The 15,848-nt window shown below is 40.3% G+C and carries 9 protein-coding genes; 6 read left to right on the top strand and 3 right to left on the bottom strand.

Annotation, left to right across the window (positions count from 1 at the left end; translation table 11 throughout):
• The first annotated feature begins 10 nt into the window (after nt 1-10).
• The 5 genes from ABFX33_RS02775 (at nt 11) to ABFX33_RS02755 (ending at nt 10,386) form a co-directional block, all read left to right on the top strand.
• Nucleotides 11-3,349 (top strand): SusC/RagA family TonB-linked outer membrane protein, encoded by a 3,339-nt coding sequence (locus ABFX33_RS02775; protein ID WP_346084162.1) that lies wholly within the window; start codon nt 11-13, stop codon nt 3,347-3,349.
• A 20-nt stretch (nt 3,350-3,369) separates the two neighbouring features.
• On the top strand, nt 3,370-4,689 hold the full coding sequence (locus ABFX33_RS02770) for a RagB/SusD family nutrient uptake outer membrane protein (RefSeq protein WP_346084161.1): 1,320 nt from the start codon (nt 3,370-3,372) through the stop codon (nt 4,687-4,689).
• A 76-nt stretch (nt 4,690-4,765) separates the two neighbouring features.
• Nucleotides 4,766-5,491 (top strand): LytR/AlgR family response regulator transcription factor, encoded by a 726-nt coding sequence (locus ABFX33_RS02765; protein ID WP_346084159.1) that lies wholly within the window; start codon nt 4,766-4,768, stop codon nt 5,489-5,491.
• A 263-nt stretch (nt 5,492-5,754) separates the two neighbouring features.
• Complete coding sequence (locus ABFX33_RS02760; protein ID WP_346084158.1) at nt 5,755-8,865, top strand: SusC/RagA family TonB-linked outer membrane protein; 3,111 nt, start codon at nt 5,755-5,757, stop codon at nt 8,863-8,865.
• 36 nt (nt 8,866-8,901) lie between these two features.
• On the top strand, nt 8,902-10,386 hold the full coding sequence (locus tag ABFX33_RS02755) for a RagB/SusD family nutrient uptake outer membrane protein (RefSeq protein ID WP_346084156.1): 1,485 nt from the start codon (nt 8,902-8,904) through the stop codon (nt 10,384-10,386).
• Nucleotides 10,387-10,555: 169 nt separating this feature from the next.
• Here ABFX33_RS02755 and ABFX33_RS02750 read toward each other — a convergent pair whose 3' ends face one another.
• Together ABFX33_RS02750 and ABFX33_RS02745 are read right to left on the bottom strand one after the other, a co-directional pair.
• Nucleotides 10,556-11,737 (bottom strand): PepSY-associated TM helix domain-containing protein, encoded by a 1,182-nt coding sequence (locus ABFX33_RS02750; protein WP_346084155.1) that lies wholly within the window; start codon nt 11,735-11,737, stop codon nt 10,556-10,558.
• Nucleotides 11,738-14,068 carry a TonB-dependent receptor gene (locus tag ABFX33_RS02745; protein WP_346084153.1) on the bottom strand — a complete coding sequence of 777 codons (2,331 nt, stop codon included), beginning with the start codon at nt 14,066-14,068 and terminating at the stop codon, nt 11,738-11,740.
• A 485-nt stretch (nt 14,069-14,553) separates the two neighbouring features.
• Between ABFX33_RS02745 and ABFX33_RS02740 the strand changes: the two genes are divergently transcribed.
• The gene (locus tag ABFX33_RS02740; RefSeq protein ID WP_346084152.1) at nt 14,554-15,324 is read left to right on the top strand and encodes a glycerophosphodiester phosphodiesterase family protein; all 771 of its coding nucleotides are present in this window, start codon (nt 14,554-14,556) and stop codon (nt 15,322-15,324) included.
• Here ABFX33_RS02740 and ABFX33_RS02735 read toward each other — a convergent pair.
• The gene (locus ABFX33_RS02735; protein ID WP_346084150.1) at nt 15,321-15,746 is read right to left on the bottom strand and encodes a tetratricopeptide repeat protein; all 426 of its coding nucleotides are present in this window, start codon (nt 15,744-15,746) and stop codon (nt 15,321-15,323) included. The two genes, ABFX33_RS02740 and ABFX33_RS02735, sit on opposite strands and share 4 nt — an antisense overlap.
• Nucleotides 15,747-15,848: the final 102 nt, after the last annotated feature.

Here is a 15,848-nt window from a genome sequence, read left to right as displayed (position 1 = left end):
ATCTACCAAAATGAATAAGTTTTTAATACCGCTGACCTTTATGTGTGTGCAAATGGCGCATGCACAGGAATCCAAGGAGCTGAAAGGAAAGGTACTGGATGCGGTCACATTAAAGCCAGTCGTGGGGGCGACGGTTGTTGTCGAAAGTTCGGCAGTAGCGGAAGACATTGGCGTACCCAATCAGGTACAACAATCTGCATTGGGATCATTGACTGATGCTTCGGGCGAATTTCGCCTAAAAGTTCCTGGAAACTTAAAATACGTCACCATTAGTTATGTGGGATACCAACGTATTCAGGTTCCAGTATTTCAGGATCACAGAACGATTTTGCTACAACCGAGTGGTGAATCACTGGATGAAGTAATCGTAACAGGGTATACCGACATCAAAAAACGTAAAAATACAACAGCATATAATAAAATCAATGTAGCTGATATCAAACAGACAGGCGTTGCATCTATTGATGAAATGCTTGCTGGTCAGGTAGCAGGTTTACAGTTGAGCAATTTTAATGGTGGTCCAAATAGTGCACCACAGATCCGTATCCGCGGTACAGTATCACTCAATGGTACACAGGACCCATTGTGGGTTATTGATGGATTACCTATAGAAGGAACAGAATTGCCGAATCGGATTGATAAGGATAACCTGAATAGTCTGAATAATCTTCCAATCGCAGGAATCAATCCGGATGATATTGCAGATATCACGGTATTAAAAGATGCGGCAGCAACTTCGATTTATGGTGCACGTGCTGCTAACGGCGTTATTGTGATCACAACAAAAAGAGGTAAATCCGGCCCGGCGAAATTGCAGGTCTCAGCGAATACCTTTGTGACCGAACGTCCCGACTATGCGCAGCTCGATATGATGAACGCCAATGAAAAAGTGGATTTTGAGCTATTAATGGCTAATCGTACCGACTTAAATTACCGCTCAGATAAAGGAGCTATTATGCGCATATTGAGTAATGCGAATGCCTTGGATGCTTACCGTTCCGGTGGACTGGCTGCATTATCTCCGGATGTACAGCAATCCATAAATCAGCTGCGTACGCAGCAAACGGACTGGGGAAAAGAACTCTATCGTCAAGCACTCAATCAACAGTACTCGGCTTCGATTTCTGGTGGAAATGATGGACATCGTTATTATTTGTCCAGTGGATTTTACGATGAAAAAGGAGCAACAAAAGCTGTTGATCTACGTCGTTACTCATTGACGCTAAATAATGATTTCAATATCAACGATCGGTTTAAAGCAGGGATTAATCTCTTGGGGTCGGTATCGAACAGACAGAATCCGATACAGGATAGGGATGCTTTCACCAACCCAAGTTACTATGTCCGTTCGGTAAATCCTTATCTATCTGTTTATGACCAGTCTGGCAAGTATAACTATGATCCGGATATTGAGGGCTTTGAAAAAGATACCTATATTCCATTCAATGCGATAGAGGAACGTGAAAATACGAAATACTCCCTGACCAATAAGGCGTTTAAGGCTATCAGTTATCTGGAATATGCAATTGTACCACAATTATCATTGCGTACTGAATTCGGACTGCAGTTTGATGAAAATGCCACTGAAAAATTTGCAGATCAAGAAAGCTATAATACCCGCAAATTCCGTGCAGCAACACGGTATTATGATACTACGAGCAAAACATATAAATACTTCTTACCAACAGGAGGAACGATTGAAAATACGCATAACAGTATTTTCCAGTACAACTGGAAAACGTACCTCAAGTATACTAAAAGCTGGCAGGATAGACACGAGCTTGAAGTCATGGGAGGAACTGAGTTAAGACGTAGTACGAATAAGATTGTGACTACTAAAGGCTTTGGGTATAACCCAGCGACTTTGACCACACAGAATATTGATTTTCCAAATAGTAATTATCAAAATGATCCACGATTTCGTCAGTATAGCAAGGGATTTATCGAGAATTCGTATGCTTCATTCTACGGAAATGCAACCTATACATTGGATCGTAAGTATAACGTGTATGGTAGTATCCGGTATGACGGATCAAATATGTTTGGCGTAGATCCGCAATATCGCTTCTTGCCGATTTGGTCTTTATCTGGATCCTGGAATGTGCTGGAGGAAGAGTTTATCAAAGGTAAAACAGCTTTGTCTGATCTCCGTGTACGTGCTTCTTATGGTATTCAAGGAAATGTGGACCGGAATACTTATCCTTTCATTGTTGGAAAATATGGTAATACAAATCTTCTTCCGGGAAGTACAGAAGGGACTGTGGTTGTGGATATGCCCGCAAATGATAAATTACGCTGGGAACGCACGCAATCTTACAATGCGGGGATTGACTTGGGCTTATGGAAAAATAGACTGAATATTACCGTTGATTATTACAACCGAAAGAGCACGGATTTAATCAGCTACAGTGCATTGCCGTTGGAAAATGGTTTTCAGAATGTGCAGGTCAACTGGGCGTCTGCTCGAAATCAGGGGGTCGAGTTGACAATATCGAGCCGCCAGATCCAAACAGAAAAATTCTCCTGGTCTACGGATTTTAATATTGCACACAATAACAATAAATTATTGAAAGTCGTGAATAACCCGAAAGCCTATGCGCCAGAGACGCAGGAAGGCCGTCCGATTAATGGTTTATATGTTCTGGAAACCGCTGGGCTGGATAAAGATGGTGTAATGCAATTTAGAAATCTAGATGGATCGGTTTCGAGTTTCGAGGATTTCTATGGTTTATATGATCCTTGGGCAGATTTTTTACCGGGGTATACTTCGCAAACAGACATGACTGCTGCAGAATATCGTTCAAAATTTAAATATAAAGGTAGTAAGGATCCGAAGTTTATTGGCGGTATGACTAATCGTTTCCGCTATGCGAATTTCGACTTGGCGATTTCAGCTGTGTTTAATTTAGAGCGTTGGGTAAGCCGTACACCAACATACAATCCTGCAAAAGTAGACCGTGGACAGAATTATACCAAAGATCTGTTGATGGCTTTGCAAGGAAATAAAGCGTTGCCGGCATTGGGAAGTATCAGTTCGGAATTAAATGAGCGTTGGATGGCCTATGGCTGGATGGAAAGCAATGACCCAATCAATTCATTTAATCAGTATGATATCTGGGCCAAGAAAATGAGTTATGTCCGTATTAATAGCATTCGTCTGGGATATACATTACCAGCGGCACTAAGTAAGAAGATCGGGGCAAGCAATCTACGCGTGAATGTAGAAGGACGGAACCTGTTTGTTTTCGGAGCGAATTACGATGGATATTTTGATCCAGAAACCTATGGTGACTATTATGCCCAACCGATTAGCAAATCTTTTGCTTTTGGTCTTTCGGCAAGTTTTTAATTCTTTAAATTGATTATAAAATGAAGAAGATAGTTTATTTTGGAATGATCATGACAGCTGGTGCATTGGCTTCCTGTGATAAATACTTAGATATACAACCTGTAGGGACAGTTATTCCTGCTTCTGAAAGTGATTTCAGGGGTCTGATGACAAGTAGCTACCTTGGTTTTCCAGCACATAAGTCCTACCTGTCTCTGCGTACCGACGAATTGATTTTGGACGAAAGTTCAACAGATGCAGCAAGAACTAAGGATATCTACCTATGGAATGATCAAAATCCCGATCCGACAACGATTGCCTATCCCTATTTGGCATTTTACAATAGTATCTTCTATACCAATCAGATCATCAGTACGATCGATGAGAAACTGGGAAGCAGTGCAAATGTAGATCAGATCAAAGGTGAAGCTTACCTGATGCGTGCCTATGCGCATTTTGAGCTACTGAATTGCTATAGTGAGGTTTATTCGCCAGGCAATGTAGGCTTGCGTGGAGTTCCGTTGTCGACCAAAATCGACCTGGAACAACGTTTTGTTCCGGCAACCATAGGTGACTCGTATACGCAGGTGCTATCAGATATGGAGAAGGGGACGGCATTGCTTACGGTAGACGATCAGGCCAAAGGCGTAAATTACCGCTTTAGCAAGCGCGGGGCTTACGCAATGGCATCACGTGTTCGCTTGTATCGTGGAGAATGGCAGGCAGCAATAGATGCGGCAAAACAAGCTTTGAAAATAAATGATAAGTTGGTAGATCTCAATGTTGGAGGAAGTTTATTACCCAATGATTTTGAGTCTGCCGAAATCATTATGGCGTTGGAGAAAGTATCTGTTCCGGGGGTACGTACCAGTTCTTTTATTTCATCAGCACTATTGGCGAGTTATCCAGAGGGTGATCTGAGAAAGGGACGTTACTTCCAAAAAAGTGGTGGCGACTATGTATCTCTTAAAGGCGGAGAAAATCGCTTTAATGTCAGCTTTAGAAATGCGGATCTTTATCTGACAATTGCAGAATGCAATGTGCGTTTAGGAAATACGGCGGAAGCGCTAAAATATCTGTCCGCATTGAAGAAAAACAGATTTACGGTCGATGCTTACGCCAAAGAAACAAAAGCTGATGCAAATTTGTCCAAAGAACAATTGCTGGATGCAGTGTTGCTAGAACGTAAACGCGAATTGGCGCTCGAAGGTTTGCGTTGGTACGATTTAAAACGTACAACAAGACCTTCAATAACACATGCGAGTTTTGGTAGAACAGTGACCTTGCAGCAAAACGATCCGCGTTATGTGATCCGTTATCCACAGGAAGCGATCAATAATAATCCAGATCTATTAAAATAAGGTCAATTTTTTTAAATCCTTTATATATTAATCCATTTTCTTTCTTAGGAAATGGATTTTTTATTACATTCAACCCATGGGATGGAATATATTGATTGTCGAAGACGAAGACTGGGCTTTTGTAGGCTTAAAGGAGATGTTGACAGACCTTTATGGGGACAGCACATTGACATTTACCAATACAAAGGAGATCCAGGAAGCGGTGAAGACCATCAATAAGCATCATTTTGATCTGATCTTTATGGATATCCATCTGATGGATGGACTGAGTTTTGAAATATTTAAACAGGTGTCGATTGATGTGCCACTTATTTTTACAACTGCCTATGAACAATATGCATTGGAAGCTTTTCAAAATCAAGGTTATGCCTATCTATTAAAACCTTTCGATGTGGAGGAGCTCGCGCAGATTATGAAACGTCTTGAGCCACTGTTACCCAAAACAGAGCCGCGTCTAAAGCAACGCTTTCTGGTGAAATATGGTAACTTTTTAAAATCCTTGGCGATTGCCGATATTGCCTACTTTATGGCAGAAGATAAAGAACTGTATGCGGTGGAAAAAGAGTCAGGTGTAGCCTATATTATTGAAGATAGTCTGGTCCACTTGGTGACTCAGGTAGATCCATTCGTTTTTTTTCAAATTAATAGAAAATTTCTTGTTCGTATTGATTCCATTCAGTCTATGTTAAAAATAAGTCGGAATAGAATTAAATTGGAACTAATTCCCCAAACTCCAAAGGGAATTGAAGTTATTGTTAGCGAAGAGCGTTCTCCAAATTTTCAGCGCTGGCTGGATCAATAGCAATCTGTTAGTTTGCTTACTATCAGTTTGTTGTCCTGAGTTGTTTATCTAAATGTTTGATTTTCAATAATTTATTTTTTTACAAAAAATGTATAGTAAATTAGTATAGATTGTATTATATTTGCGATCTGATAAAATCTATCAATTTAGTAGATTTTTAAGCACACTATGTTTCGCCATGTTTTTTGGTAAAATAATTACATTGAATTTATTTATTTTCTATATATTTATTATACTTAACTAATTTATTAAATATCCTTAATATGCACTCAACATTCAAATACATTCCTATTGTAGCGGTAGCATTGTCTAGTGCCAGTATGAATAAATTGTATGCACAGCAACGTTCCATCCAGGGGAAAGTTACTGATGCGACCACCGGCCAGGCGCTAGCTGGCGTAAGTGTACGTATATCAGATCAGAATAAGGTGACACTAACTGATGCTAAAGGTGAGTTTACGATTAGCACTTTGGGCAAGGATGCTCCTCTTTTGGATTTTTCATTTATAGGCTACGAATCACAACAACTGAGAGCCACCGGAGGTACTATCTCTTTGGCTTTGAAACCATCAAGTACAGACCTGGAAGAAGTCGTTGTGGTGGCTTATGGTACATCTAAAAGATCTAATATTACTGGTTCAGTGAGTACCGTGAGCAGTAAAGCGATAGAGAACAGACAGGTTTCTAATATCACAAAAGCATTAGAAGGTCAGGTTCCAGGATTACAGTCGGTCGCTTCTTCAGGCCAACCTGGTACCGAGGCGACTATCCGGATCAGAGGGATTGGATCTATCAATGCCTCCAGTGCACCTTTGATCGTATTGGATGGCAACCCCTATGCCGGTGACATCAATTCCATTAATCCGAACGATATACAGTCGATCTCGGTATTAAAGGACGCTGCTTCCAGTGCACTTTACGGTTCTAGGGGGGCTAACGGGGTAATTATTATTACGACCAAATCAGGTATCGCTTCTGATAATACAAAAATTAATTTGAATTTTACTCAAGGCTATTCAACCCGGGCAGTTCGCGATTATGATCAGGTGTCGACCGATGAGTATTTTCAACTCTATTGGGAAGCTCTAAGAAATAAAAATATGTCCAATGGATTATCTGCGGCTCAATCAGCGACAAATGCAAGTAAAACATTGTTGACAGATCTTAATATCAATCCTTATGGTGGTCAGTTTCCACAGCCCGTAGGAGAAGATGGTAAACTTGTTGCGGGAGCAAAGACCCTTTGGGATGATCCCTGGACAGATGTATTACAGCGTACTGGTGTACGTACACAGGCCGACCTTGGATTTAGTGGGGGTGGGGCAAAAAGTACCTATTACATTTCGGGAGGATATCTTAACGATCAAGGGATCGCAATAGAATCGGGATTTAAACGCTACAACTTAAGAGCTAATATTGATAGTAAGGTTAAATCTTGGTTGAATGCAGGGGTGAATATCGGTGGTAGCAGCACGCAGCAGAAATACCCTCAATCCGAGGATAGCAATACGGCTAATATCATCAACTTTACGAGACTGGTTCCATCTTTTTATCCGTATTATGAACGAAATCCGGATGGATCTTTTGTGCTCGATGCCAACGGAAATAAAGTGTATGATTTTGGGGAGTACAGACCAAGTGGCGCAACGCCGCGAAATAATCTGGCAGCTTCTTTACCGCTGGATAAAAATGATATTCGTCGAGAGAATCTTTCTGCGCGGGCTTATTTGGAAGCATTATTTACCAAAAATTTAAAATTAAAATCGACCTACAGTGTTGATTATACGAATGGGAATACACATGATTATACCAATCCAGTCCTGGGAGATGGTGTGAATACTGGAGGTTATGTATATCGCTCAAATGTGCGTACTGTTGCACAGACCTGGAACAATTTATTGACTTACGAAAAACAGTTTGGTTTGCACTATCTTAATGTATTGGCTGGCCAGGAGTATTATGCTTTCAATAGCAGTAATATTAGTGGAAGTAGGGAGCGCTTTGTGATGCCTGATCTTTTTGAACCAGTGGCTGCGTCACAATTAAATGATTTTACTGGATCCAGTGTTGATTATAGATTATTGAGTTTTTTGGGGCGAGTAGAATATAACTACGATAACAAGTATTATCTATCTGGATCCTTAAGAACTGACGGATCTTCTCGATTCGCCCCTGATACCCGTTGGGGTACTTTTTGGTCCTTGGGTGGTTCCTGGAAATTAAAGCAGGAGAACTTTTTGAAAGATAATTCCACGATTAATCAGTTGACTGTGAGGGCGAGCTATGGCGGGCAGGGAAATGATAATCTCGGAACGTATTATGCCTACAAAGGGCTATATACTATTGCTAACAGTTTGGGCAGAGGGGGAACCTATACGGGGAGATTGGCTACTCCGGATTTAAAGTGGGAATCGAATCTCAATCTCAATGTAGGTGTTGACCTGTCTGCATTTGACAACAGGGTATCGTTAACTGTTGAGTATTTTAACCGAAGGAGTAAAGATCTACTGTTCACAATGCCAATGGCATATTCAACAGGGTATACCGGCTATGATGCAAATATTGGCGCTTTGAAAAATACGGGTATCGATGTTGATATCCATACAATTCCTGTTCAGAATGAAAACTTTAGATGGAATCTGGATGTTAATTTTTCGCATTTCAAAAATAAGATCACGGCGCTGCCAAATAACAATAAATCAATTCCGACAGGAAATAAACTCCTGCGTGTAGGCGGTAGTATTTATGACTTCTACTTGCCAGAATGGGCTGGTGTAAATCCTGAAAATGGATTACCTCAATGGTATACAGCTGATAAAGATGGTTATAAGACAGGCGAAAAGACATCGGAATATGGAAAAGCAGGCAATTTTATAGCAGGTAGCTCGCTTCCAGATTTGGTCGGCGGAATTCAGAATAGCTTTACCTACAGAAATTTTGATCTATCAGCCTTGTTGAGTTTCAGCCTTGGCGGTCAAATATTGGATAATGATTATATTCAGATTATGCACAATGGAAGTAATCCAGGACGTGCTTGGTCAAAGGAAATACTTGAACACTGGACACCAGAGAATACGCAAACTGATGTGCCTAAATTGACGACAGATAATCTGAACTGGACTTCATCATCGACACGTTTTTTATACAGTGGTACCTATGCGCGTCTTAAAAATGTCAGTCTGGGGTATAGTCTTTCACCAGCATTAATTAAAAGAATTGGGATAGAAAAGCTCCGCGTTTTTGCGACTGCTGAAAACCTACTGACATTTTATGGCCATCAAGGAATGGACCCTGAACAAACGGTGAATGGAGCTACTTATTTCCGTTATCCAGCGATGCGGACAATTTCTGGTGGCGTTCAGTTTGTTTTTTAATGATGTGTTGTTAAGCTAAAAAATTAAATGAAAATCATGAAACTAAAAATTACATCTATACTTATAGCCTTATCCTTGGCCAATACATCGTGTAAGGATATTTTGGAGACCAGTCCGACTACGTCTGTATCAGAAGAAGAGGTCTTTAAAAATACGGACAATGTCGCAACGGTTATTAATGGTACTTGGAAATATTTGAATGATACCTATTTTACCTATGCTAACCCAGGGTATACAGCGGTAATGCGCACGAGTGATGCCATGGGAAGTGATGTAGCTGTAACGACCAAATATGGCTATCGGGATGCCTATGCATTTACTGAATTAACAAATAATCGGTCCAACCGCGTTAATTCTTTTTGGATCATGTTGTATAAAGTGATTGACAATATGAATAATGTTATCGCAAAAGTGGACAATGCCGCGGGTTCTGTTGAGGCTAAAAATATTTTGAAAGGAAGGGCAAAAGCATTGCGTGCATTTTCTTATCTCAATTTGGCCTCTTTTTATCAGTTTAGCTATTTAAAGGACAAAAATGCTAAGTCCGTTCCAATTTATACAGAACCGAGTACGGCGGCAACACAGGGCCACCCCAGAGCAACCTTGGAAGAAGTGTATAAATTGATATTGAATGATCTTCAGGATAGTGAAAAGCTGTTGGCAACTGTTGTGAGAGATGTCAAATATGATATCAACATTGATGTCGTTAATGGCTTACTGGCGCGTGCTTATCTGCAAACTGGACAATGGAAACTCGCAGCGGAATATGCTGCAAAAGCTGCTAAAAACTATGAACTGATGAGTGCGTCAGATTATCAAACTGGTTTTAATGATTTAGGAAATAAAGAGTGGATTTGGGGACATATGCAAACGAATGAGCAGAGTGTCGCAAGTTACACCTTCCACTACCTGGATGTGTCATCTGCAGGATCTTATTACTATAGTTTTATGGCTGACCCTTATTTTAAAAACTTATTTGACACGAATGATGTTCGTTATACTTTGTTTGAATGGGACAATTTACCTGGTAGAGAGGGATTTCTGCGCTATAAGAAATTTAAATTTAAATCTAATTTAATTGGTGATATTGTATATATGCGGTCAGCCGAGATGGTTTTGATTGAAGCTGAAGGCTATGCGAGAGCAGGAGAAAAAGATAAGGCAATAGCGGCATTGAATAAATTGCGTATAGCTAGAAATGCAAAATTATTTACTGGAAATGATGTTGATCAATTAATTGCAGAAATTCTTATTGAAAGGCGCAAGGAGCTATGGGGAGAAGGATTTGCTTTATCTGATATTCTTCGTACGCAGGGTAAGGTGGCTCGGAAGTCGTATGTTGACGCCGATGGAAAACCTATTCAAGTAGAGATTGTCGGTGCTGATGGTAAACCTAAACTGGTTAATGGTCAAGGTCATCGTGTTATTAAATTTCCTGACGGATCGACTTTTGTCCAAAACAGCTCCTATTACTTATTTTCTATCCCTTACGAAGAGACTTTAAGAAATCCAAATCTCTAGTCTTATTCTTTTGGTTTTCTATTACTCAAAGAAAGCTAGTATGTTTATTTACTGGCTTTCTTTGAGTAATAGTAACAAATTAGACTTATAGGTGGCCATGAATGTTGTACTTTTCCACATTATGTTAATAACTGTGTTGAAAAGCTGTTTAAAAGAAAAGATACTGTTATTAACAGTACTTATTAACATTATGTTGATAACCCTTCTTTTTCTTCGCCTTCTTGCTTTTGTTCAGCCAGATAATATATCCTGTGATTGGAAGGGAAGCACAAAAAAGACTGGCGATAAAAGCAATAATCTTTGTTTCCAAGCCACCGATACTGCCGGTGTGGATGTCATAATTGAGCGATCCAAGTTTATCTCCGAACCTCAAGTTGTCACCGCTTTTGATTTGTTTTAAACTGGCCTCTTTTCTGTCAAAATATAACCAGTTAAAGACACCGCTTCGTTTTTCATACCTTCTGATTTGAATATCGACTTCTTGCTCTGTTTCTTTTTTCAACCGGATGGAAAGCATTTCGGCCTGCGGATAATTTTTGAGACTATAGTGCAGTGCATTGTCCTGAAATTTTTCGTAAGCTAAGGGGATTGGTGTCGGGACAGCTGGCGTTTTAGATGTCGCTTCCTGTTGAAAAAGATTAAATGTAGCGATATACGTCTTTTTGAATCCCGGAAATGCGAATGCTAAACCTGTAATAGCGAAAGCCAGTGCAATAAACAGGCTATAGAAGCCAATCACATTGTGCAGATCGTGATTTAACCGTTTCCATTTAACTTTTGTGTCTACCCAAAAGCTTCTGCGGAGATTTTTTCCCTTCCATTTTTTCGGCCACCACAATACGATCCCGCTCAATAGAATGACAATAAATAGCGCAGTAGACCAACTGACTAAAGCATGACCATATTTTTTTCCCAGCAACAAATTGAGATGGAGTTGTAATACCAGTTGAAAAAACTCTGTCTTTGTGTTTTCAACCTGTTGCACCTTACCTGTATAAGGATTGATGAATACCCTTTTATAATAGCGAAAGTAATTCCAATGGCCAAAGGCTTTCTCATCTGTTTTCATGGCACGAAATACCCAGGTTCGATCTTTCGCGGGATAGAGGTCTACACGGGATATTTTCTGCCCCTCGTCAAGACTATGCTGCGCATTGTGCAGTAAGGTGCTTAATGGGAGTGGGGGCAAGGAGCTATCAACCGGGGCTATAAAATACCTTTCGGGATAAGCCCATAGTTTGAGCTCATCCTGAAAGGTATATATACATCCCGTTATACTTAAAATGAATACAATAATGCCGGTGATTATCCCGAGCCATTTATGCAGCCAAAGTATGCTCGACTTGATCATCTAAAATTTGTAATTGATATTAAAGGAAGCCATCATTCCTTGACCTCTTACGTATTCCTCATTTAGGGCACGGTATTGACTTACAACTGGGTAGTAGTTCTTATTGAAAAGATTTTCAACGCCTAATCCCAATGACCATTGTTTGTTGATCTGATAATTACCATTTAAGTTAAAAAGATCTACTGGTTTAACCGGCCCCTCGCTGTTTTTATATACGCCTTTGTCGTTAGGTAGGAATCTGTCACGAGCCCCGGTATGTACCCAGAATAATTGAAAGGTCAATGGCTTGATCGGGGTATAATAGATATATCCCGTTGCTTTGATCGGAGCGATACGTGAGCCATTGAGGTAGGATTTCGTGCCGTCCTCTTTTTTCGATTTTCCTTCCACATAAGCATAAGTTCCACCCACAGTCAGTTGCGGGCTGATGGTTGCACTTAGGGCTACTTCATATCCATAGACATCTTCAGGAAGTCGTTGTGGCATCAGATAACCACCAATGTCTACAAGTTCCACGCCCATTTTTGAGGTACTATAGTAATAGGAAGCGGATAGTTGGAAAATACTGTAGTTACTGGAAAACCCGATTTCATAGTTATTGGTAATGATAGGATCCGTTTTCAGACTATCCAAGTCGTTGTCGGTTGCCCTGCGGACGATACGTCCGAGTTCGTTGATTGCAAAACCCTGTGAAAAGCTTATAAAGGGATTGAAGAATGCATATTTATTATAGCGAAGGCCGGCATTGAACGTGGCTCCTTTATACGGTATTTCCCCGCCTTTGACAGCAATACTACCTTCATTATTCGGCCCTGTCGCAATGGTGTTGAAATCTTTGATTTTGACGGTTGCATTCTCATAACGGACGCCACCTTTGAAAATTAAATTTTCGAGGAAATCAATCTTTACTTGTGCATAAGGCGCCACGTTGAGCATATTCATATAAGGAATATAGACCCTACCATCCGTTAGGTTTTGATCTGTGACATCATTTAGGAGATCAAGTCCGTAAGTGACATCCGCGTTAGAACCAAATACTTGAAATGGCGTGTTGAGATTGATACGCAATCCTTTTTTCTCGGAGTTGATCTGTGTTTGACCAGGGCCATACCATGCCGATGCTTTTTCAACATAACGATTCATGGATCGAAAGGTATTGTAATAGGCCGATGCAACGAGAGAAGTGGAAGCAAAAAGATTATTTTTTGTATACGTCAGCATCGCATTGTGGTTGTATGGCGTACCGGCAGGTTTGCCGGGATCATCTCCTTTTACTCCGATAGTCGGGGATTGTCCATAGACACCCGTTTGGCTGATGTATCTGTTGTGCTGGTTGCTTCGATAAAAATTATATACAGCGGATAGATTGGAACTGTTATCTAAGGTGTAGCCAAGTTTGAGGAATGCATTGTATTGATAGGTATTTGAAAGACCATCTGTCTGACCGAGCGCCGTTCCATCGCCATCGCGCTGAAGACCGACATAATCTGCCGATCCGCTGACGGTGTAATCCCACTTATTTTTTCGGCCGTACAATGTTTGGGCGGCACGATAGCCCAACGTTCCGGCACCGTTTATAGGATTGAAGGTTGTTCTCAGGCTGGTGATTCCTTGGATAGGAGCTGAATCTTTTGCTGGATTGCGCGTGATGTAGTTGATAATCCCGCCAGCTGAGCCATTTCCATAGATGGAGGTTGCTCCTTTAATAACTTCCACGCGTTCAATAACACTGGGATCAATAGTGCGTAGATCGCGCTGTCCATTCATTAATGGTGTGGATTGTGGGATCCCATCTATTAAAACCAGTACAGATCGCCCGCGTAAAGTCTGACCTGAATTGGTTGCTTTGTTGGTAGCCGTACCCAGTCCTGGAATTGTATTGCCAAGTATTGTTGAAAGATTGGTGCTGATCTGGCTTTGTGCTTCGATCTCTTTTGTTGTTAAAATGGATACTGACGAAGGCACTGTAGAGATACTTTCGGCTTTACGACCAGCGGTAACAATAATCTCGTCTAAAGTCTGTGTTGCATTTAACTGAAATAGGATAGGACCGCTGACCGTATCTAAACTCACCATTTTTTCAAGGGCTGAGTAACCGGTATAGGAAACACGAAATTGAAGTGGGCCATTTGTCGGTACTTTAGCGAGATAAAATTGCCCCTGCTGATTTGAGTAACCAATGTTTTTCCCATTGAGCCTGATATTAGCTTGAGCCACTGGTTGATTTTCTGTATTTTTAACGAGGAGAGATAACTCTTGTGCATGTAACTGAGTCCCGAGAAGGACAAGGCTTCCTGCTGCGAACATCATATATCGTGTTCTATTCTTCATGGTAGTTTATTTAGATCAAATATAAATTGATGCAAATATAGAATATTTAATTTTTCTTCATCTAAAAAACGGCTATTTTTTTCGCTTAATATGCTCATCCAGCGGCTGTCTCATTCACAAAATCTCTGAAGATAAATCGGAATTCAATTTGGAGAGTCTCTCTTTGTCACTATGAATATTAGGGAATAGAGGAATGTTTTGCTATCGCACACGGGCTGTAGCAAAAAATCTATTCGATGTTGTTAAGCTGTTCGTTTTATTTTCTTTATTTTGAGTACATATTTTGTTTACGATTTATTGATATAGGATCGCTATTTTAGCAATTCATATTTCCATAATTAAATAGGTAGATGGCTGCTTCAGATCACAATGATATACGGTTGAAAACGATTTCTTTATTTCTATTATTATTTTTATCCAGTTTGTTATACACGAAAGTTTTAGCTCAAAGCAACCAGAGGCTAAAGTTTGAATCTGTAGAAGCCATGCGTGCATACTTTAAGTATGCTGAAGGAAAGAAAATCATAAGCGGTCACCGCGGGACGATAGAAGATGGTCTTCCTGAAAATTCTATTGCGGCTTTTGAGGCTGTGTTACGTAAAACTCCAGCAATTTTTGAAATAGATCCACGCTATACGAAAGATAGTGTTGTGGTATTACTCCATGATGCAAACTTGGAGCGGGTAACAAATGGGTTCGGTCGGGTGTCGGATTATACATGGGCTGAATTGCGTACACTTCGTCTGAAAGACCATGCTGGAAATATGACTAAATATCCTATAAATACCCTAGATGAAGTGATTGAATGGGCAAAAGGGAAAACCATTTTAAATCTCGATAAGAAAGATCTACCGTTGTCGGCAACCGCAGCTATATTGCGAAAGCATAATGCATATAGCTGGGTTTGGGTAACCGTACATAACGTTGAACAGGCGGCCTACTATTTGGCTCAAAATCCGGATCAGTATATGTCTATGCATATCAAAGATCAGGCAGCCTTAGCTAAATTTAAGGCTTCGGGATTGCCTTATGATCGGATGATCGTCTATATAGGTCCCGAGATCAAAGAGTCGAATGCGGAAATGTATCGCTTTTTTAATGGGAAAGGGGTGATGTGTATGATTTCGTCAGCGCCAACTTATGACAAGTTAACAAAGAAAGAGCAAAGAAAGGAAAAATATAGGGCGATATTCGCCCAGGGTGCATCTATTCTTGAATCTGATTTACCAATGGAGGTGGCAGATGCAATTGATTAATCCAATTCGACGTTATCAGCCAGAAAATTAAAGTATTTTGGTGATTCCTCTTCAAAAATCTCTTTTCCTTCCATCATATAGGCGCGAAGAAGGTATTCTTGTGCAGATTCGGTATTAGCTGTTTCCAGGTAACACTGTCCTAATCGTAGCATGATAAAAGGATTTTCATAAGCATTTTCGATGATATTGCCTTTGGCATTTTCAAAGTGTGGAAGTGCATTTTCGAAGTCATCCTCTAGGAAATAAGCATCCCCAATGGAGGCTTCCAGCCAAAGACTTTCAGCGTGGACATTTTGTGGGCTAGGGATTAAATTGAGCGCCTCAGTCCATACCCTAATTGCTTCGCGAAAGTTCTCGTCATCACAATAAGCATTACCCTCTTCACTCAGCTGGTCGATTTTATCTAATATTTGATCATCCATGGTATTCTTTCTTAATGGTCTTTACGAAGTTAGGAAATAATTGGAGAAAAAAACACCTGAAATCTTAAACTTCAGGTGTTCAAATGGGTAGAAAATACTTTT

It is taken from the genome of Sphingobacterium ginsenosidimutans, assembly GCF_039536865.1.
GTDB classification, from domain to species: domain Bacteria; phylum Bacteroidota; class Bacteroidia; order Sphingobacteriales; family Sphingobacteriaceae; genus Sphingobacterium; species Sphingobacterium detergens.
The sequence above is the reverse complement of the archived record's forward strand: the minus strand, read 5'-3'. Positions and strand labels throughout refer to the sequence as shown.